Below are 19,343 nucleotides of genomic sequence, written 5' to 3'. Positions count from 1 at the left end.
TTCGCTCAAATCCCTCGAAAACCGGCGGCGCGGCTGCTAGGACGGCGTCGCAACAGGACAGGACGACCCGTGCCCGCAAGCCGCGCCCGCATCGAGACCATCATCGCGCTCTTCGCGGGCGAGGGCTATGCGCGGGCGGAGCCGGCGATCCTCCAGCCCGCCGATGTCTTCCTCGATCTCTCGGGCGAGGATATCCGCCGCCGCATCTTCATGACGCAGGATGCCGATGGCCGCGACTGGTGCCTGCGGCCGGAATACACCATCCCCGTGGCGCTCGATCACATCGCCTCGGGCTCGACCGAGCCGGCGGCCTATGCCTATGCCGGCCCCGTCTTCCGCATGCGTACCGGTGAGCCGGGCGAGTTCCAGCAGGCGGGAATCGAATCCTTCGGCCGCGCCGATTTCTCTGCCGCCGATGCAGAGATCATGGCCCTCACCATCGAGGCGACCGCCGCGCTCGGACTGAAGGCGCCGCGCATCGCCATGGGCGACGTCGCGCTGCTCGGCGCTCTGCTCGACGGGCTCGCCGTGCCGCAGGGCGCACGCCGCCGCCTGGTCCGTGCCGTGGTGCAGGGCCGCAGCGGCAGCGAGGCCGTCGCTGCGCTCGATCCGCCGGCAGCCGAGGGCGACGCCGCCCATGCCGGCCTGCTCAAGGCGCTCGAAGGGCAGGACCCCAAGGCCGCGCGGGTCTTTGTCGAGGACGTGCTCTCCATCGCCGGCATCTCGACGGTGGGCGGGCGCAGCGCCGGTGACATCGCCGAACGCTTCCTCGCCAGGGCCGCCGAGCGTGAGAATCCGGTCAATGGCGACGTCAAGGCGCTGCTCGAGCAGGTGCTCGCCGTCTCGGGCGACCCCGACACCGCCTCGGCCTCGCTGCGCGCGCTGGCCGACCAGGCCTCGCTCGATCTCGGCCGCCAGCTCGACGCCTTCGACGAGCGCACCGGCTTCCTCGCGGCCCGCGGCGTCGATGTCGGCGCGATCCGCTTCTCGGCCGGCTTCGCGCGCAATCTCGACTACTACACCGGTTTCATCTTCGAGCTTCACGACAGCGCCCGCGGCGACGGCAAGCCGGTCGCCGGCGGCGGTCGCTACGACAATGTCCTCGGCCGCCTCGGCGCGGGCCGGCCGATTCCCGCCGTCGGCGCCTCGCTCTGGCTCGATCGGCTGACGGGAGACGCCGCATGAGCCAGCCCTCCGTCAACGATGCCCCGCTTGTCCTCGCCGTGCCCTCGAAGGGGCGCCTGCAGGAGAACGCGACCGCCTTCTTCGGCCGTGCCGGGCTGAAATTCGTCAAGGCCAGCGGCGAGCGCGGTTATCGCGGCACCATCGCGGGAGTCGAGGGGGCCGAGGTCGCCTTTCTTTCGGCCTCCGAGATCGTCTCGCAACTCGCCTCCGGAGCCGCTCATCTCGGCATCACCGGCGAGGATCTGGTTCGCGAGCAGCTTTCGGATGCGGACGCGGCAGTCGAGATGCTGACCCCGCTCGGCTTCGGCCAGGCCAATGTCGTCGTCGCCGTGCCGCAGGCCTGGATCGACGTTCGCAGCATGGCCGATCTCGACGACGTCGCCTCGGCCATGCGCGCGCGCCACGGCCGCAAGCTGCGCGTCGCCACCAAATATGTGCACCTGACCCGGCGCTTCTTCGCCGAGCACGGTCTCGCCGATTATCGCATTGTCGAAAGCCTCGGCGCGACGGAAGGCGCCCCGGCCGCCGGCACGGCGGAGATCGTGGTCGACATCACCACGACCGGGGCGACGCTCGCCGCCAACGCGCTGAAGGTGCTCGACGACGGCGTGATGCTGGCTTCCGAAGCCAATCTCGTCGCCTCGACGCGCGCACCCTGGGGCGAGCGCGCCAGGACCGCCGCCAGGACCATACTCTCCCGCATCGCGGCGGAAGAGGAGGGGCGCACGATCCGCGAGGTCCGTGCCGGCCTCACGCTCGCGCCGGATGCGCTGGCCGGGCTGGCGGAGCGCTTCGGCGCGCGCCTGCCGTTCGGGGCGCAGACGCCGTTGACGCTGCATTGCCCGGACAAGGCCGTCTTCGCACTGGTCGAGCATCTCGGCGGACTCGGGGCCGACGACATCGCCGTCAGCGCCCCGGCCTATGTCTTCCGGCGCTCGAACCGGCTGCTGGAGCGGCTCCTCGCCCGGATCTGACGTAGGGTTTTCCGCAACGGAATGACCGTTTCGCCCTCGCTTCAGCCTTGATCCCGAACCAATTGGCCTCTAGGCGTGTTAACCGATTGGCGGCACGCCGCGCTGCCGTGCGAGTGAATGCAGGTAAGACGATCATGATGCGACGCCTTGGCCTTGCGGCCGTCCTTGCCGCCCTGGCCGTGCCGATGCTGATGCCGGAAGAAGCCGCCGCGCAGCGCCGCCAGCAGATGCCTTCGCGGACCGAGCTCGGCGGAGGGAACACCCAGATCCCGGAGGCGCAGCAGGAAAAGACCTTCCCGCTCGGCGCGAGCTGGAGCGTTGTGCAGCTGAACGGCAAGCCGGTCTATGACCGGCGTGCCACGCTGCTTGTCGACAAGAACCTGCGCGGCACCGGCTTCGGCGGCTGCAACACCTTCTCGGCTTCCGCCTATCCGCTGCGGCAGCAGGGCTTCGCGGTCGGGCCGATCGCCGTGACCAAGCGCACCTGCGACAAGGGGGCGCTCGAGTTCGAGCGTGCCTTCCTGATGGCGCTGCGCACCGCCAGCAAATGGGACCTCGTCAACGGCCGGCTGCTGCTGAAGGGCAGCGCCGGTGAGCTGACGCTGAGCCGCTCGCTCTGATCTTCTTTCCCTCGTCGGAAATCCGGAACGCCGGCTGCCTCAGGCAGCCGGCGTTTTTGCTGTCGGCGTCGGGGTGAAGGTGCCGTCCGCGTTCGCTTCCATGGTGACGAGAGCGTCGTGCATGGCGCGCAGCGTATTGCGGTGGCCGATCGAGACGATCCGGGTCTCCGGCAGTTCGCGGTCGACCGTGGCGTAGATCTCGCCTTCCAGCTTCTCGTCGAGCGAGGCGGTGGCCTCGTCGAGGAACAGCCAGTCGGGCTTGCTGAGCAGCGCGCGGGCGATGGCCAGGCGCTGTTGCTCGCCGCCCGACAGGCGCTGGCCCCAGAGGTCGACCTCGTCGAGCTTGTCGGCGAGATGGCCCAGCTTGACCTTCTCCATGGCCGCGCGGATCGCGCCATCCTCATAGGCGCCCTCGTCGGCAGGGTAGGCCAGCGCGGTCCTGAGCGTGCCCTGTGGCAGATAGGGCCGCTGCGGCAGCAGCATGATCTCGGCACCGGCCGGGATCCCGACCTTGCCGTCGCCGAACGGCCAGATGCCGGCGATGGCGCGGAACAGCGTCGACTTGCCCGAGCCTGAAGGGCCGATCAGCAGGGTCGAGCGCGCCTTGCCGAGATCGAGCGCGCCGAGCTTCACGATCGGCTTGCCGTTGGGCAACAGCAGGGTGGCGTTGCGGATGTGCAGGCTCTCGTCGCGTGAAGTCTCGCGGCCGAGCGCCTCCTCGCTGATCGCGCCGTGCTGGGCATCCGCGATCGCGGTCTCGAAAGAGGTGAGGCGGTTGATCGAGGCAAGGTAGGAGGCGATCGAGGAGTAGCTGTTGATGATGAAAGACAGCGCGGTCTGCACCCGGTCGAAGGCGCCCGCGACCTGCATCATGATGCCGAGCGTGATCGTGCCGGCAAAATAGTACGGCGCAAGAATGATGTAGGGCAGCACCACGCTGAGCTGGTTGTAGGAGAACGTGAAGCTGGAGAGCTTCAGCCGACGCCAGACCAGCCGGTAGAAGTTCTCGACGATGTCGCGGAAGCGCTGAGTGAGATGGGCCCGCTCGGTCGGCTCGCCGACCATCAGGGCGATCTGCTCGGAATATTCGCGCAGCCGCGCCAGCGAGAAGCGGAAATTCGCCTCCCGCTTCTCCTGTTCGAATTCCAGCCGGATCAACGGGCGGCCGATCAGATGGGTCAGCCAGGTCGCGGCCGCCGCGTAGAAGAACGCCACCCAGAAGATGTAACCGGGAACGGCAACCGAGGTGCCCGGCAGGGTGAAGGCGACCGGGATGTTCCACAGGATGATCGAGAACGAAACCAGCGTCGAAACCTGCGAGAGCAGGGGCAGAGCGAAGCTGTAGGTCTGGTTGACGAAGGCGCGGGTGTCTTCGGCGATGCGCTGGTCCGGGTTGTCGACGCTGCCGGCGAGCGCGATCCGGTAATGCGTGGCGTGGTCGAGCCAGCGCTGCGTGTATTCGTTCGCCATGAACTGCCGCCACCGGATCAGGATGGTGTAGTTGGCGAACATCTCGATCAGTCCCGAGATCACCCAGAGCGTTGCCCACAGGCAGAACACCCAGAACAGCTGGTACCAGAAGGCGGCCGCGTCCTTGTTCTGCAGCGCGTCGTACATGTCGCGGTTGAAGAAGGAGAGACGCAGCGTGATGCCGACCTGGGCCTGGTTGATCACGATCAGGAAGACGAAGAGCGAGACCGCCAGCACGCCGAGCCGGATCCGGAACGGGCCGATGGGCCAGAGATTGGCGGTGGTGATCTCCTGCGATTCGAAATAGGGCGACGCGATGCGGGCGATGCGCGCGATCACCGGCACGAAGGAGATCGCGTAGATCAGCAGGCCGAAGACGCCGATCGTCGTCGGCAGGCTGGTTGGCACGGGCGGGATCTGCAGGGCCGGCGGCCACCAGCCGACCTGCGCCAGCACGGCGGCCGCGCCGAAGACGAGGTACTCGATGGCGAAGACGCCGGAGAATATCCGCAGGAAGAAGGGTAGGCCCGGCGACCGGAAGGTCACTGCCGCCAGAAGCAGGCCGATGACGCCCATGCCGATCAGCGCGGCCAAGCCGGCCTGCTGGCCGACGACCAGCGTGATGGCCGCCAGCACGGCGACGAGGATGCTCAACAGACGCATGGGCAGGGATCCTGGCGGGAAACGGTGGGCTCCACGATTCGGACCATGTCGCAGCGGAGATGGCCTTTCAATGGCGACGCGCCCGGATGAGCAAATTGTCATCCGGCGGACAGGTGACCATGGCGCTTCGCGGCGGCTCAGGGAGGCTGCCGATTTGCTGCAACACGCGCGCTCATCCAGGGCGACCGAAGGGAGGCCCGGGGTCCATCCCGGAACTTTCCCGATCGGAGAAGTTGTCGATCGACCTGCACCGTCATTGCGAGGAGCGATAGCGACGAAGCAATCTAGGGGGACTGGTTTGAACGTCTCGCCATGTTTGCTTCGCTGCGCTCGCAATGACGGTCCCGCGACCCCGCCTGACCGAAAAGCCCTCAAGCGTTCCGGCATGGATCCCGGATCGGCGCAGCTGACGCAGCTTGTCCAGGATGGCCTGCGGCGGCCCTGAAACGAAATGCCCCGGACGAGCGGGGCTCGTCCGGGGCGGGAGGCGGGAAGGGGGCCGACGGGGCGACGGCCCCGTGGATCACTCGGCCGCGACGATCTTGCCGGCGTCCCACTTGTACATCGAGAAGCTCGGCGAGCTCAGATCGCCGGTCTTGCCGTAGGTCAGCGTGCCGATCGCGGTCTTGACCGGCATGCCCGACTGCAGGGCCTTGCCGGCGCCGTTGGCGTCGCCCGGCTTGCCCGCCTTCTCGATCGCGGCCTTGAGCACTTCGACCGCAGCATAGGCGTTGAGCGTGAAGGCCTCCGGCGGGATGCCCTTCTCCTTCAGCGCGGCGACGGCCTGGGCCGAGTCCGGGTTCTTCAGCGCGTCGGTGGCGTTGGTGAAGAGCGTGCCGGTGGCGTGGTCGCCGCCGATCGCCGCATACTCGGTGTTGGAAAGGCCCTCGCCGCCGATGATCACCGCCTTCACGCCGGCGTCGGCGAGCTGGCGGGAGAGCAGGCCGCCTTCGGGGTGGTAGCCGCCGAAATAGATCACGTCGACATTGGCGGCCTTGAGCCGCGTCACCACGGCCGAGAGGTCCTTGTCGCCGGGATTGACGGTCAGCGCGGCGACTTCCTTGAGGCCGCCGGCATTGATGCCCTTCTGGAAGGCGTCGGCGAGCCCCTTGCCGTAGGTGCCCTTGTCGTGGACGATCGCGATCTTCTTGTCCTTCATGTTCTTCAGGACATAGGCTGCGGCGATCTCTGCCTGCTGGTCGTCGCGGCCGCAGGTGCGGAAGACGTTGGTCAGGCCGCGCGTGGTCAGCGCCGGCGAGGTCGCCGTCGGCGTCACCATCAGCACGCCGCTCTCCGCCAGAACGTCGGAGACCGCCATGGCGACGCCGGAGGTCACCGGCCCGACCACGAACTTGACCTTCTCGCCGACCAGCAGATTGGCGGACGAAACGCCCTGCTTCGGGTCCCCTGCGTCGTCGGCGAGCTTCAGCACCAGCTTCTCGCCGAGCACGCCGCCACTCTTGTTGATGACGTCGACGGCGGTCTGGGCGCCGTTCTTGACCTGGTCGCCATAGGCGGCGACCGGGCCGGTCAGCGGCGCGATCAGGCCGATGGTGATATCGGCCTGCGCCGCCTGGGCGGAGAGGAACAGCGCGGCCGCCAGGGCGGCGCCCGACAGGAAGTGGGACTTTTTCATCTGCATCTCCCTACGACATGCAATTGGCACGACCCTGCGCGGGGTCGCTTGCCGCTTGTATAGGCCAGGATGCACCCGGAGGGCACTGCCTGCTGCTTCATCACCCGCATCGGCGAATGCATGGCATGGAAGCAGCGGCGTGGAGCGTGGGCCGTCCGCTCAGCCCTGGCGCGCCTTGCGCTGCGCTTCCAATTCCTCGGTGACGGCGATCACGTCGAGATAGTCCTCGTGGCGCGCGGCGGCGTAGTGCGAGACATGCCCGTCGGTGAAGGCCTTCCAGGCCTCGGGGGCGTTCTGCTTCATCGCCTGCATCGCCGCGACGAAATCGTCCTTCAGCCCCTGCGGCAGGTTCGCGCGTGTCGAGAACGGGCTCGCCGGGATCAGCGGGGAAGTCCAGAGCACGCGGGTCGCGCCGGGCGGGATCATGCCGCGCTGGGTGAGCCGCTGCGCGACGCCGTGCTCCGCATTGACCTGATAGGTGGCGACGATGTCGAACTGGCCGCGCACCAGCGCCAGCACCGAATTGTCATGGCCGCCGGAGAAGACGGTGCCGCCGAAATGGGTCTTCGGGTCGATGCCCTGCTTGCGCAGGAAATAGGAGGGGAAGGCGTATCCGGAGGTCGAGTTCGGATCGGCGAAGGCCATCGTCTTGCCCTTGAGGTCGGCAAGCTCGCGATAGGGGCTGTCCGCCCGCACCAGCAGCACCGAGTAGTAGCCTTCCTGCCCGTGATGATCGACGTCGCGCAGCAGCGGCTGCAGCTTGTCGCCGAGCACGCGCCGGCCGAGCGCGTAGACGGCCGGCCCGAAGCGGGCGAAGTCGACCTGGTCGGCCCGCATCGCCTCGACCAGGCCGGCATAGTCGGCGACCCGGAAGAAGCGAACCGGCACGCCGAGGCGCTGCGACAGGTAGTCGACCAGCGGCTGGGTGCGGGCGATGGCGCCGGCCTCGTTCTCGGCGGAGGAGACGCCGAAGCGCACCTCCTTGACGCTCTGCCGCCAGTCCGGCGCCTGCGCGAAGGCGGGGCTGAGGCTCGTGGCGGCGAGGCCGGCGAGAACGTGGCGGCGTGTCGGCATGGCTGTCTCCGGGCGCGACGGATGGATCGATTGCGGGTCGATGCACGCCCGGGGCGACAGCGGGATGGCGGGCGGATGACAGTGCCGTAAAACGAAGAAGGCCCGGCTTGCGCCGGGCCTTCCGTAGACATGTGTCTTGGAGGCTGGATCAGAAGTCCATGCCGCCTCCGAAACCGGGCTTGCCCGGTTTCGGTATTCAGACGCCTTGGGCGTCTGGACTTCCTCAGAAGTCCATGCCGCCCATGCCGCCGCCGCCCATCGGGGGCATCGGGGCTTCCTTCTTCGGCAGCTCGGCGATCATCGCCTCGGTGGTGATCAGCAGGCCCGCGATCGAAGCCGCGTCCTGGATCGCCGTGCGCACGACCTTGGTCGGGTCGATGATGCCGGCCTTGACCAGATCGCCGTACTCGCCGGTCTGGGCGTTGTAGCCGAAGGAGTAGTCCTTGGACTCGATCAGCTTGCCGATCACGACCGCGCCGTCATCGCCGGCGTTGTCGACGATCTGGCGGGCCGGGGCAGCGATCGCCTTGCGGACGATCTCGACGCCGGTCTTCTGGTCGTCATTGGCGGTCTTGATCGACTTGACCGAGTTGAGGGCGCGCAGCAGGGCGACGCCGCCGCCCGGCAGGATGCCTTCTTCCACCGCAGCGCGGGTGGCGTTCAGGGCATCGTCAACGCGATCCTTCTTCTCCTTGACCTCGACCTCGGTCGCGCCGCCGACGCGGATGACCGCGACGCCGCCGGCGAGCTTGGCCAGGCGCTCCTGGAGCTTCTCGCGGTCGTAGTCCGAGGTGGTCTCCTCGATCTGCGCCTTGATCTGACCGACGCGGGCCTCGATGTCCTTCTTCTTGCCGGCGCCGTCGATGATCGTGGTGTTCTCCTTCTCGATGCGCACCTTCTTGGCGCGGCCGAGCATGTTGAGCGTCACGGTCTCGAGCTTGATGCCGAGGTCTTCCGAGATCATCTGGCCGGCGGTCAGGATCGAGATGTCCTCGAGCATGGCCTTGCGGCGGTCACCGAAGCCCGGAGCCTTGACGGCCGCGACCTTGAGGCCGCCACGGAGCTTGTTGACGACGAGCGTGGCGAGAGCCTCGCCCTCGACGTCCTCGGCGATGATGAGGAGCGGCTTGCCGGTCTGAACGACGGCCTCGAGGATCGGCAGCATCGCCTGGAGCGAGGACAGCTTCTTCTCGAAGATCAGGACGTAGGGGTCGTCCAGCTCCGCGATCATCTTCTCGGAGTTGGTGATGAAGTAGGGCGAGAGATAGCCGCGGTCGAACTGCATGCCCTCGACGACGTCGAGCTCGGTCTCGGCGGTCTTGGCTTCCTCGACGGTGATGACGCCCTCGTTGCCGACCTTCTGCATGGCGGTCGAGATCATCTTGCCGACCGACTCGTCGCCGTTCGCGGAGATCGTGCCGACCTGGGCGACTTCGGAGTTCGAGGTGACCTTCTTCGAGTTCTTCTTGAGGTCAGCGACGATAGCCTCGACGGCGAGGTCGATGCCGCGCTTCAGGTCCATCGGGTTCATGCCGGCGGCAACCGACTTGGCGCCCTCGCGGACGATCGCCTGGGCGAGAACCGTGGCGGTCGTGGTGCCGTCGCCGGCATGGTCGTTCTGGCGCGAAGCGACTTCGCGGACCATCTGGGCGCCCATGTTCTCGAACTTGTCGGCGAGCTCGATCTCCTTGGCGACGGTGACGCCGTCCTTGGTGATGCGCGGAGCGCCGAACGACTTCTCGATCACGACGTTGCGGCCCTTCGGACCGAGCGTGACCTTCACGGCATTGGCGAGGATGTCCACGCCGCGCAGCATCTTGTCGCGGGCGTCGGAGGAGAACTTGACGTCTTTGGCAGCCATGAGAGCTACTCCTTGAAATGGAAACGGAAGAGAGCGGTCAGGCGGCTATCAGCCGACGACGCCCATGATGTCGGATTCCTTCATGATCAGGAGATCCTGGCCGTCGATCTTGACCTCGGTGCCCGACCACTTGCCGAACAGGACGCGGTCGCCCTTCTTGACGTCGAGGGCAACGAGCTTGCCGGCTTCGTCACGCGCGCCGGGGCCGACGGCGACGACCTCGCCCTCCTGGGGCTTTTCCTTGGCGGTCTCGGGGATGATGATGCCACCCTTGGTCTTCTCTTCGCCATCCAGGCGGCGGACCACGACGCGGTCATGCAAAGGACGGAACTTCATGGTTCTGTCTTCCTCTCGGTCTCATTCGGTTCGGGCGCCGCGGACGGGCTCCCGGGGGAGGCTGTTAGCAGTCATCCTGGGGGAGTGCTAACAGGTGGCGGGGAGATAGGCTCGGGGTCCCGGAGAGTCAAGGAAGCCTGCGACGATAAAGTGAATGCCGCAGGAGACAGTGCCGCAGCCCTTCGCCTTCCGGCTGCCGCGAGCGCTAGAACACGCTAAGATGGCCGAATGACGACGCCCGCTCCCGATCCCCGCCTCGACGACATCGCCCGCTCCTGCGTCGCGCTGCATATCCGGATGACGGCGCGTGCCGTGACCCGGGCCTATGACGAGGCGATGCGCCCGAGCGGGCTCAAGATCACCCAGTTCGTCCTCCTCTCGGCGCTGAGCACCGGCCAGTGGAAGTCGGTCACAGAGCTGGCGGAGCGCTTCGCGCTCGAGCGCACGTCGCTGACGCGCAATCTCCAGCTGCTTGCCGCCGAAGGCATGGTCGAGCCGGTCGAATGCCGCGGCCGCGCCTCCGTCTACGCCGTGACCGAGAAGGGCAGGGCCGCGATCGAGGCCGCCATCCCCCATTGGCGCGCGGCGCAGGACAAGATCGAGGGCGGCTTCGGCGAGGAGCGCTGGCGCGAGACCCGCGACGGCCTCAAGGCCCTGCGCCGGGCGGCGCGCGGCGAGCGCTGACCGCCAGGCTCCTGACGTCGGGTTGACCGCCGCCGCGACCTCTCTACTATCGTGCAGATACACGAAGGAGAGTGGTAATGGCGCGTGCAGTCGGAGTGGTGTCCCGCGAGGAGCTGGTCGCGGGCGATGGCCTGAGCTTCCTGCGCGGCATTATCGCAGGCACGCAGCCGGCGCCGCCATTCGCCGATGCCATGGATTTCGAGCTCGTCGAGGCCGAGGAGGGGCGCGTGGTCTTCGTCGGCCTGCCTTCGGCCCGCTTCTTCAATCCGCTCGGCACGATCCATGGCGGCTGGACCGCGACGATCCTCGATTCCGCGATGGCCTGCGCCGCGCATTCCACCCTGAAGCCAGGCGAGGGCTACACCACGCTCGAGATGAAGCTGAACTATGTCCGGCCTGTGATGCCGGACTCCGGTTCCGTGCGCTGCGAGGGCCGGCTGATCCATCGCGGCAACACGGTGGTGACAACCGAAGGTCGGCTCGTCGATGCGCGCGGCAAGCTGCTGGCCCACGGCACCGAGACCTGCCTGGTGTTTCCGGGCAAGGCGGCCAACGGCTAGCGCCGGCTCACCGCGACGGCGCCGGCCACGATCAGCAGCGCACCGAGATAGGTCGTGTAGAGCGGGACTTCGCCGAAGACGAAGAAGCCGAGCAGGCTCGCCCAGACCAGCGCGGTGTACTCGATCGCCGCGAGCCGGGAGGCGGCGGCCTTGGCGTAGGCCGAGGTGAGCGTGAGATGCCCGGCGACGCCGAGCACGCCGGCGAAGAGATAGGCCGCGAGGTCGGCCACGGTCATCGGCACGAAGGCGAGCGCCGCAGGGATGGCGAGGCATAGCGCCGGCCCGACATTCTGGAAGGCGACGATGACGGTCGGATGCTCCCTGACCGCGATGCGCCTGAGCAGGATCAGGTTGAAGGCATAGCTCACGGCCGAGAACAGCGCGGCGGCGACACCGAGGCCGGCGCCGCTGACATGGCCCTGCAGCCGCGGCCAGACCATCACCAGCATGCCCGCGAGACCGAAGGCGAGCGCCTGCAGCACGCGCCGGTCGATGCTCTCCTTGAGCAGCAGGCCGCCGAGGAGCGCGACGAAGACCGGCGCCAGGAAGGAGAGCGTCAGCGCCTCGGCGAGCGGCAGCACCGAGATCGAGTAGAAGAAGCTGCCCGCCGTCAGCACCACGAGCGGGACGCGCGCGATGTTTCCGATCAGGCTGGCCCGTGTCGGGCGGGCCGGGCGCGCGATCGCGAGCACGGCGAGTGCGCAGAGCCCGCCCATCAGGAAGCGCATGAACAGCGCCACGATGAAGGGATGCTGCTGCATCTGGCCCTTGATCACCGCATCCATGGCGGTGAGCAGGGCGATGCCGAGCGCGGCACGCAGAGCGATCGACCAGGTCATGCTGTCAGGCCGCGTCCATGGCTGTCCGGAAAAGGCGCCGGAGAGGCCGCGGCGCCAACTCTCGTCTAAGGCCGATTCTGGAGTTCGCCTAGGGGAAGGGCGCACAGGCCCCCGATGCCGCCATCGCAGGGGTGGCGGCCCGCAGCCGATAAAAATGTCGCGGCATCGCGCGGCCGGATCCGGCTAGGCTTGCGAACCCTCGCGAATCGGGCGAGGCGCCCAAGGCAGCAAGCTCAGGACGAGGTGGCCCAGTCCCTATGACCGTTCTTCTGCCCTTCATCGTCAATGCCGGGCTGAATTTCGTCCTCGGGCTGCTCGTCGCGCTGTTCCTGGGGCCCGAGGCGTTCGGCCTTTATGCGATCGGCGCCGCCATCGTCGTCCTGGTCAACACGGCGCTGCTCGACTGGCTGAGGCTTTCGGTGGTGCGCTTCTATTCGGCCAGGAGCCGCGAGCGCGATCCCGGCATCCGGGCGACGCTCGACCTGCTCTTCGCCGGTGTCGGCCTCTCTCTCTGCGCGCTGCTGGCGGCGGCGCTTGTCGCCGGCGTCGAGACGGGCCTGCCGATGACGCTGCTCGCGGTCGCCGTCGCCGGCGGCGTCGGGTCCGGCTGGTTCGACTTTCACGGCGCCGTCGCCCGCGCCCGCTTCCTCGATGCCGCCTATGCGCGGCTTGTCCTCGTCAGGGGCTCGGCCGCCCTGCTGCTGATGGTCGGTGGCGCCTGGTGGACGGGAAATCCCGTGGTCGTGCTCTTCGGCGGGGTGCTCAGCACCGTCGTCTCGGTGCTGGCGGTCCGCCGCAGGCTGGCGGATGGCGGGGGAGGCTTTGCCGCCGCCCGCGCGGAATTGGCGCGCGGCTTCGCCCGCTACGGCCTGCCGCTGGTCGCCGGCAATGCCGTCTATTCGCTGATCCCGCTGCTCAACCGCGCCGTCCTGGCGGAGCGTTTCGGATTTGCCGAGGCCGGCTATTTCTCGCTCGCATCCGATATCGGGCTGCGGCTTTTCCCGGTCTTCGCCTCGATGCTGGAGATCCTGCTGCTGCGCGAGGTCATCCGGCTCGACGAGACGCGGGGGAGGGCGGCCGCGCACAGGCGGATCGCGCGCAACATGGTCACCGTGCTCGCCGTCATCCTGCCTGTCGCGCTCGGTTTCTGGCTGGCGCTGCCCGCCTTCGAGCGCGTTTTCGTGCCCGCGAGCTTCAGGGGGCATTTCGCCGACTACATGGTCCTGCTGCTGCCTGGCTTCGCCGCGATCGCCTTGTTCCAGGCGGCGGTCTACCCCGTCTTCCTCCTCGACAGGCGCACGCTCGTAGCCAGCTTTGCCGCTCTGGCAGGGCTGGCGGTCAACCTCGCCATCGGCTTCGTCTGGCCCGGTTCCGCGACGCCGGAAACGATCGCGATCGCGCAAAGCGCCGCCTTCGTGACCGGGTTTGCCGTGACGGCTGTCATGGCCCTGCGCCTGCTGCCGGTCTGGCCGTCGCTGCGCGAGATCGGCTGTGTCGTCCTCGCCGCGGCCGTGATGGCGCTGGCGGTCTGGCCGTTGCGGGACAGCCTGCCGTCGCTGCCCGAACTGCTGCTCCAGCTTGCGCTGGGCGCGACTATCTATGCCGGCGTGATCCTCGCCTGTGACGTCGGTCGCTGGCGCAGCGGGCTGAAGCTGCGCTGGCTCGCCCGCAGGGCGCGGCGGCGGTGAGGGAGCGGAAACCTTTCCTTCACCCTTCGGCTTGACGCGGCGCTAAGGTTAATTCCGCGAATGCGCGGGGTTCGGGGGCGGTTGCCCCTCCGGAATGCCCGTGATTCACCATTCCTTTCAGGCCGCTCCGCAGGCTTCCGGCAGTCGATGTCGAGAGTATTGCGTCATGCGTCGAACCATTGTCCTTCCGCTGCTGGTCGCTGCCGGCACCCTGGCCGCAAGCGCCGTCATGGCGCAGGGCTACGGCTATGCGTCGCCGCAGGATCCGAGGGCGGCGGCTCGCGGCGGCGCGAACTATGGCGGCGGCTTCATCGAGATGCTGATGACCGGCCGCGACCCGACGCCCTATAGCCGTGGCGGCGCCGTCTACAACCGTCCCGGCGGGCGGTATGCCTATGGTCAGAACGTGCGATCCGCACCCGGCTACGAGGTCGATCCCTTCGAGGCCGCGCGCCAGCCGCAGCCGGGGCGCCGCATGGCAGCGCTCGGTCAGCCGATCGAGCCGCAGCAAGGCATCCAGCAGCTCGTCGATCCGCGCTTCCTCAAGCAGGAGGTCGCTTATGACGGGCCGCACAAGCCGGGCACGATCGTCATCGACACGCCGCAGCGCTTCCTCTTCCTGGTGCAGCCGGGCGGCCGCGCGCTGCGCTACGGCATCGGAGTGGGGCGCCCGGGCTTCTCCTGGGCCGGGATGAAGACGGTCACCCGCAAGGCGGAATGGCCGAGCTGGACGCCGCCGGCCGAGATGCTGAAGCGCCGGCCGGATCTGCCGCGCTTCATGCCGGGCGGCCCCGAGAACCCGATGGGCGCCCGCGCCATGTATCTCGGCTCGTCGCTCTACCGCATCCACGGCACCAACGAGCCCAACACCATCGGCCAGGCGGTTTCTTCGGGCTGCATCCGCATGACCAATGAGGACGTCAAGGATCTCTACGAGCGCGTGCGCGTCGGCGCCAAGGTTCTGGTGATCTGAGGCGAGCGGCGCTCGCCGCCAGCTCGGCAAAAAAAGCCCGTCTCCGGAGAGACGGGCTGAAAACCATATCACGATAGCACAGGGGCGCCGGGCTCAGATCCAGCTGTCGTCGTCGCCGCCGTCGTCGAAGCCGGGATCGTCGTCCTCATAGCTCGCCTGGCTATAGGCGGCATCGTTGTCCTGGCCCTGATCGCCGCGATCCTGCGCCGTCTGATCGGCATTGCCCTGATCGGCAGCGGGCTGCTGCGAGGCGTTCGCCTGCTGCGAGGCATGCGCGCCCGAGCTGGCGGCGTTCTCACTGCCTGACGCTGCGGCCGGCTTCTCCGCCCCGCCATGTCCGAAGGCATTGGTCAGGACATTGCCGAGCATCAGGCCGCCGGCGACGCCGGCGGCGGTCGTCAGCGCGCTCGCCATGAAGCCGCCGCCGCGTCCGGGCGCCTGCTGCGCCTGGTTGCTCCACGGCCCGCCGGGCTGGGCGGGGCCATCCGCCTGCATCGGGGCTGACGGCCGGGCCTGGCCCTGCGGTTGCGTGTTCCAGACACCGGAAGGCGCGCCCGCTTCGGTACGCGGCTGTACCGAAGGCACCGATCCGGTGCGCGGCACGCTGCCGCCGCCGAAAATGCCGGACAGGAAGCCGCCGGCTGCAGGCTGCTGGGCAGGGGCTTCGCTGGCGCGGTTCTGGGCCTCGCGCAGCTGCGCCTGCAGGCTCTCGACCTGCTGGCTCAGATTGGCGAGCGCCTGCTCCTGCACATAGACCGCCTGGGCCATGGCGTAGGGGGCATAGGGCTGCTCGCGCAGGCGTTCCGCGATGAAATTCTCAGCCTCGGGGTCGCGGGGCTGGTTGGCCGCCTGCCTGAGGCGGTCGAAAATCCCGGCGATCACGTCGCGTTCTTGCGGCGTCATCGTCATCTCCTCTCGTTTGGGCGGCGCGGTTGCGCCGCACGCAAGAGGTGGGATCGTCCTGTGACGGTATCAAGGCGGGGCGCTGTGCCTGATGGCTGCCCCGCCGCGAGAGGCGTCAGATGCTGCTGCCGAAATCGTCATCCGGCGGCGGCATCTCGTCGACTTCGGTGCTCGGCTGCAGCGTGCCGCGGTTGAGCACGACGACGGTCGTGCCGGAGGGGACGCGGCTATAGAGGTCGATGATGTCCTGATTGAACAGGCGGATGCAGCCCGAGGAGACCGACTTGCCGATCGACCAGGGCTCGGAGGTGCCGTGGATGCGGTAGAGCGTGTCGCGGCCGCCCTGGTAGAGATAAAGCGCGCGGGCGCCGAGCGGGTTCTCGATGCCGCCCGCCATGCCGGCCGCCCAGGGGCGGTTGCGCTCCGGCTCGCGGGCGATCATCGCGGGGGTGGGCGTCCAGCGCGGCCACTGCGCCTTGCGGGCGACCGTGGCGCGGCCGCGCCAGGACATGCCCTGCTTGCCGACGCCGATGCCGTAGCGGATCGCCTTGCCGTTTTCCTGAACGAGGTAGAGGAAGCGGTTGTCGGTATCGACGACGATCGTGCCGGGCTGCTCGCGGGTCGGATAGGAGACGATGCGGCGCAGGAAGCGCGGATCGACCTCGGAGAGGTCCGTTGCCGGCAGCGGGTGCTGCTCGTCGGGCCGCTCGCCATACATCGCCAGATATTCGGCGCTGATATGCGGCCCCTGATGCGCGACTTCGATGGGCTGCGGGCGCTGGCTCACGCAGGCTGCGAGAAAGAGAGGCGTCAGGGCGGCAAAGGCGCGACGGGTCGGCCGGGCGAGAGGGGAGGCGGACGGACGGAGGGGGGACATCGACGGAGAACTCGGTGTTGCTGGCGGGCGAAAATCAACGGCGGGGCGGCGCTGCGGTTCCATGCGCCGTCATGTGTCTTCGTTCAAGGTGCCCGAGATGGCCATGGGGTGAAGACGAGATGGCCAAATTGTGTCCGTGCAACGCTGTTGCCGATCGGCAACAGCGGGAATCGGCTCCAGGAGCGGCCTCAGACCGCCTCCCTCAACCCCCAGCGGAGCAACCCCAGCCTTTCGCGCGCCCACCAGCGCCACAGCATCATCACGGCGACGACGGCGAGCCCGATCGCCAGGCCGATCCAGATGCCGCGCCCGGCGAGCGGGGTCAGGAAGCCGAGCGCCGCAGACAGCGGCAGGCCGATGCCCCAGTAGCCGATGCCGGCGAGGATCATCGGCAGGCGGGTGTCGCCCAAGCCGCGCAGGATCGACGAGCCGATCACCTGCGCGCCGTCGGCGATCTGGAAGACCGCCGCATAGAACAGGAAGATCATCGCGAGCTGCGCCACCGCCTCCGCTCCCGGCTTGCTGCGGTCGAGGAAGGGGGCCACCAGCCATTGCGGCACGGTCGCCATCAGCAGCGCCGTGCAGGTCATGAAGCTCAGCGCCAGGATGAGCGCCATCGTGCCGGCGCGTCGGATGCCCTCCTTGTCGCCGGAACCGAAGGCGCGGCCGACGCGCACCGTCCCGGCCTGGCCGATGCCGAGCGGCACCATGAAGGTCAGCGACGCGATCTGGATCGCGATGGCATGGGCGGCGAGCGAGCTGGCGCCGATCAGCCCCATCAGGAAGGCGGCGCCGTTGAAGATGACGACTTCGAAGGCGAGCGTCAGGCCGATCGGCAGGCCGAGGCGCCAGAAGACGCGGTAGCGCGACCAGTCCGGCACCCAGAAGCGGCCGAGCAGGTGATAGCGCCGGAAGCGCCGGTCGAGCGAGACGACGAGGGCGAGCCCGGCGAACATCAGCGTCGACGACAAGGCCGTCGCCAGCCCCGAGCCGGGCAGGCCGAGCGCCGGGAAACCGAGCTTCCCGAACATCAGGCACCAGTTCGCCAGCGCGTTGAAGGCGACGGCGAACAGCACGACGACGAAGGCCCAGCGCGGCCGCAGCAGCGCGGCGACGAAGCCGCGCAAGCACAGATACAGGAAGAAGGGCAGCAGGCCCCATTGCAGCGTGTGGAGATAGGATGCCGCGGCCTTGGACAGGCCGGGGTCCTGGCCCATCGCAGTCAGGATGAACTCGGCCTGCCAGAGGAGGAGCCACATCGGCCCGACCATGGTGGCAGCGGCCCAGAAGCCCTGGCGCACCGTGCGGCGCAGGTCGCGCACCGCGTGCCGGTTGCGGCCGAGCTCGATCGCGATCATCGGCGAGACGGCGCCCATCACGCCGATGCCGAAGATCAGCACGGAATTGTAGAGGTTGGTGCCGAGCGCGCCGGCGGCCAGCGCATCCGGGCCGAGATGGCCCATCATGATGACGTCGGTCGCGGTCATCGCCGTCTGGGCGACATTGGTCAGCACCATCGGCCAGCTCAGGGCGAGCATGGCGCGCGCCTCGGTGAGCCAGGGGCGGATGGGGTGGGCGGCGGCGACTGTCGGCATGGGCTGCCGCTTCTATCGTCGATCGTGCCGCTAAAACAGCCACCATCGCGCCAGGCGGCGCCCACAGGCGTTGCGCTGGACGCGGGTCGACAAGCGCCGCTGCGGTCTGCATCTTGCCTTGCAGACTGCCGGAGGGCCTGAAACCAATGAGCACCAATCTGCGGATCGATGGCGGGAGATTGACCTCGCGCCTGGCCGAGCTCGCCCGGATCGGCGCGACGCCGGAAGGCGGCTGCCGGCGGCTCGCCCTCACCGACGAGGACCGGCAGGGCCGTGACTGGCTCGTTGGACAGATGAAGGCGCTCGGCCTCGACGTCCGCGTCGACGCCATCGGCAACATCGTCGGCATCATGAAAGGGCTCGAGGACGGCCCTGCCGTCGTGATGGGCTCGCATATCGACACGGTCGGCACCGGGGGGCGCTTCGACGGCGCGCTCGGCGTCGTGGCCGGCGTCGAGGTCCTGGCCGCGCTGCGCGATGCCGGGGTGACGCCGAAGCGTGACATGGCGGTGATCGCCTTCACCAACGAGGAGGGCGCGCGCTTCCACCCCGACATGCTCGGCTCCTATGTCTGGGCCGGCGGCATGAGCGTCGAGGCGGCGCATCGGGAGGTCGATTCGGAAGGCGTCGGGCTCGGCGCCGAATTGAAGCGCATCGGCTACGAGGGCGCCGAGCGGCCGGGCTTCCTGCCCGCTCATGCCTATCTCGAACTGCATATCGAGCAGGGTCCCATCCTCGAGAACGAGGGCGGTGGGCTCGGCGCTGTCACCGGCATCCAGGGGATCTGCTGGCTGGAGCTCACCCTCAAGGGCCGCCCGAGCCATGCCGGCACGACGCCGATGGCCTACCGCAAGGACCCTGGCCTCGCCGCCGCCCGCATCAACATCTTCGCCAATGAGCTGACCAAGACGATCCCGCACCAGCTCGCCAATTGCGGCGTCATCCGCACCCAGCCTGGCAACGTCAACGTCGTGCCCGAGACCGTGGTGATGACGCTCGACCTGCGCAACCCGCTCGATGCCCCGCTCGCCCAGGCCGAGGAAGCGGTGCGCCGCTTCTGCGCCGAGCTTGCCGCGCGCGACGGCATCGAGATCTCCTTCCGCGACCTGGCGCGCTTCCCGGCGACGCCCTTCGCCGAGGAATTGATCGCCGAGGTCGAGCGCAGCGCCGGCGAATTCGGCCTGCCAATCCGTCGGATGATCTCCGGCGCCGGCCATGACGCGCAGATGATGGCGCGGCTGTGCCCGACGGCGATGGTGTTCATCCCTTCGATCGGCGGGCTGTCGCATAACCCGGCCGAATTCAGCACCGACGACGACATGGTCGCCGGCGCCAACATCCTGCTCACGACCGCCTGGCGTGTCGCGAACGCCTGAAGGCGCCTGCACAAGTGAGCCCTCATCCT

General features: G+C 68.4%; 17 protein-coding genes. 8 read left to right on the top strand and 9 right to left on the bottom strand.

Annotation, left to right across the window (positions count from 1 at the left end):
• The first annotated feature begins 69 nt into the window (after positions 1 to 69).
• From B5Y19_RS14420 to B5Y19_RS14410, 3 genes are all read left to right on the top strand, one after another.
• Positions 70 to 1,185: an ATP phosphoribosyltransferase regulatory subunit gene (locus B5Y19_RS14420; protein WP_055727589.1), complete on the top strand. Its 1,116-nt coding sequence runs from the start codon at positions 70 to 72 to the stop codon at positions 1,183 to 1,185.
• On the top strand, positions 1,182 to 2,159 hold the full coding sequence (hisG, locus tag B5Y19_RS14415; RefSeq protein ID WP_055727590.1) for an ATP phosphoribosyltransferase: 978 nt from the start codon (positions 1,182 to 1,184) through the stop codon (positions 2,157 to 2,159). The genes B5Y19_RS14420 and hisG overlap by 4 nt, the downstream gene beginning before the upstream one ends.
• Positions 2,160 to 2,293: 134 nt before the next feature.
• Entirely contained in the window at positions 2,294 to 2,779 is a 486-nt protein-coding gene (locus tag B5Y19_RS14410; protein ID WP_055727591.1) for an META domain-containing protein, read from the top strand.
• 39 nt (positions 2,780 to 2,818) lie between these two features.
• Here the strand turns inward: B5Y19_RS14410 and B5Y19_RS14405 are convergent, their stop codons facing one another.
• From B5Y19_RS14405 to groES, 5 genes are all read right to left on the bottom strand, one after another.
• On the bottom strand, positions 2,819 to 4,912 hold the full coding sequence (locus B5Y19_RS14405) for an ABC transporter ATP-binding protein/permease (protein ID WP_055727592.1): 2,094 nt from the start codon (positions 4,910 to 4,912) through the stop codon (positions 2,819 to 2,821).
• A gap of 523 nt (positions 4,913 to 5,435) precedes the next feature.
• Positions 5,436 to 6,548 carry a branched-chain amino acid ABC transporter substrate-binding protein gene (locus tag B5Y19_RS14400; protein ID WP_411914153.1) on the bottom strand — a complete coding sequence of 371 codons (1,113 nt, stop codon included), beginning with the start codon at positions 6,546 to 6,548 and terminating at the stop codon, positions 5,436 to 5,438.
• A gap of 159 nt (positions 6,549 to 6,707) precedes the next feature.
• The gene (gene phnD / locus B5Y19_RS14395; RefSeq protein WP_055727593.1) at positions 6,708 to 7,622 is read right to left on the bottom strand and encodes a phosphate/phosphite/phosphonate ABC transporter substrate-binding protein; all 915 of its coding nucleotides are present in this window, start codon (positions 7,620 to 7,622) and stop codon (positions 6,708 to 6,710) included.
• 223 nt (positions 7,623 to 7,845) lie between these two features.
• A complete protein-coding gene (groL, locus tag B5Y19_RS14390; RefSeq protein WP_055727594.1) occupies positions 7,846 to 9,483 on the bottom strand; it encodes a chaperonin GroEL in 1,638 nt (545 codons plus the stop codon).
• Between the two features lie 48 nt (positions 9,484 to 9,531).
• Positions 9,532 to 9,819 carry a co-chaperone GroES gene (gene groES / locus B5Y19_RS14385; protein WP_055727595.1) on the bottom strand — a complete coding sequence of 96 codons (288 nt, stop codon included), beginning with the start codon at positions 9,817 to 9,819 and terminating at the stop codon, positions 9,532 to 9,534.
• A 228-nt stretch (positions 9,820 to 10,047) separates the two neighbouring features.
• On the opposite strand from groES, the gene B5Y19_RS14380 reads away from it, so the two are divergent.
• Both B5Y19_RS14380 and B5Y19_RS14375 read left to right on the top strand, forming a co-directional pair.
• Positions 10,048 to 10,503 carry a MarR family winged helix-turn-helix transcriptional regulator gene (locus B5Y19_RS14380; RefSeq protein ID WP_055727596.1) on the top strand — a complete coding sequence of 152 codons (456 nt, stop codon included), beginning with the start codon at positions 10,048 to 10,050 and terminating at the stop codon, positions 10,501 to 10,503.
• 77 nt (positions 10,504 to 10,580) lie between these two features.
• The gene (locus tag B5Y19_RS14375) at positions 10,581 to 11,063 is read left to right on the top strand and encodes a PaaI family thioesterase (protein WP_055727597.1); all 483 of its coding nucleotides are present in this window, start codon (positions 10,581 to 10,583) and stop codon (positions 11,061 to 11,063) included.
• Here the strand turns inward: B5Y19_RS14375 and B5Y19_RS14370 are convergent.
• Positions 11,060 to 11,902 (bottom strand): DMT family transporter, encoded by an 843-nt coding sequence (locus B5Y19_RS14370; protein ID WP_055727598.1) that lies wholly within the window; start codon positions 11,900 to 11,902, stop codon positions 11,060 to 11,062. The genes B5Y19_RS14375 and B5Y19_RS14370 overlap by 4 nt on opposite strands.
• Positions 11,903 to 12,159: 257 nt before the next feature.
• Between B5Y19_RS14370 and B5Y19_RS14365 the strand changes: the two genes are divergently transcribed.
• Both B5Y19_RS14365 and B5Y19_RS14360 read left to right on the top strand, forming a co-directional pair.
• Complete coding sequence (locus B5Y19_RS14365; RefSeq protein ID WP_055727599.1) at positions 12,160 to 13,590, top strand: lipopolysaccharide biosynthesis protein; 1,431 nt, start codon at positions 12,160 to 12,162, stop codon at positions 13,588 to 13,590.
• Between the two features lie 166 nt (positions 13,591 to 13,756).
• Complete coding sequence (locus B5Y19_RS14360; RefSeq protein WP_055727600.1) at positions 13,757 to 14,563, top strand: L,D-transpeptidase; 807 nt, start codon at positions 13,757 to 13,759, stop codon at positions 14,561 to 14,563.
• 93 nt (positions 14,564 to 14,656) lie between these two features.
• On the opposite strand, the gene B5Y19_RS14355 is transcribed toward B5Y19_RS14360, so the two are convergent.
• The 3 genes from B5Y19_RS14355 to B5Y19_RS14345 form a co-directional block, all read right to left on the bottom strand.
• Positions 14,657 to 15,466: a DUF2076 domain-containing protein gene (locus B5Y19_RS14355; protein ID WP_079591661.1), complete on the bottom strand. Its 810-nt coding sequence runs from the start codon at positions 15,464 to 15,466 to the stop codon at positions 14,657 to 14,659.
• A gap of 115 nt (positions 15,467 to 15,581) precedes the next feature.
• The gene (locus B5Y19_RS14350; protein WP_079591641.1) at positions 15,582 to 16,343 is read right to left on the bottom strand and encodes a L,D-transpeptidase; all 762 of its coding nucleotides are present in this window, start codon (positions 16,341 to 16,343) and stop codon (positions 15,582 to 15,584) included.
• Positions 16,344 to 16,531: 188 nt separating this feature from the next.
• Positions 16,532 to 17,938 (bottom strand): MATE family efflux transporter, encoded by a 1,407-nt coding sequence (locus B5Y19_RS14345; protein WP_055727602.1) that lies wholly within the window; start codon positions 17,936 to 17,938, stop codon positions 16,532 to 16,534.
• A 146-nt stretch (positions 17,939 to 18,084) separates the two neighbouring features.
• Here B5Y19_RS14345 and B5Y19_RS14340 point away from each other — a divergent pair, with 146 nt between their 5' ends.
• Positions 18,085 to 19,314 carry a M20 family metallo-hydrolase gene (locus B5Y19_RS14340; protein ID WP_055727603.1) on the top strand — a complete coding sequence of 410 codons (1,230 nt, stop codon included), beginning with the start codon at positions 18,085 to 18,087 and terminating at the stop codon, positions 19,312 to 19,314.
• The last annotated feature ends 29 nt before the right edge of the window (positions 19,315 to 19,343 follow it).

Source organism: Allobosea thiooxidans, assembly GCF_900168195.1.
GTDB classification, from domain to species: domain Bacteria; phylum Pseudomonadota; class Alphaproteobacteria; order Rhizobiales; family Beijerinckiaceae; genus Allobosea; species Allobosea thiooxidans.
Note: the sequence above shows the minus strand (reverse complement) of the source record. Positions and strands in the feature narration are given on the sequence as shown.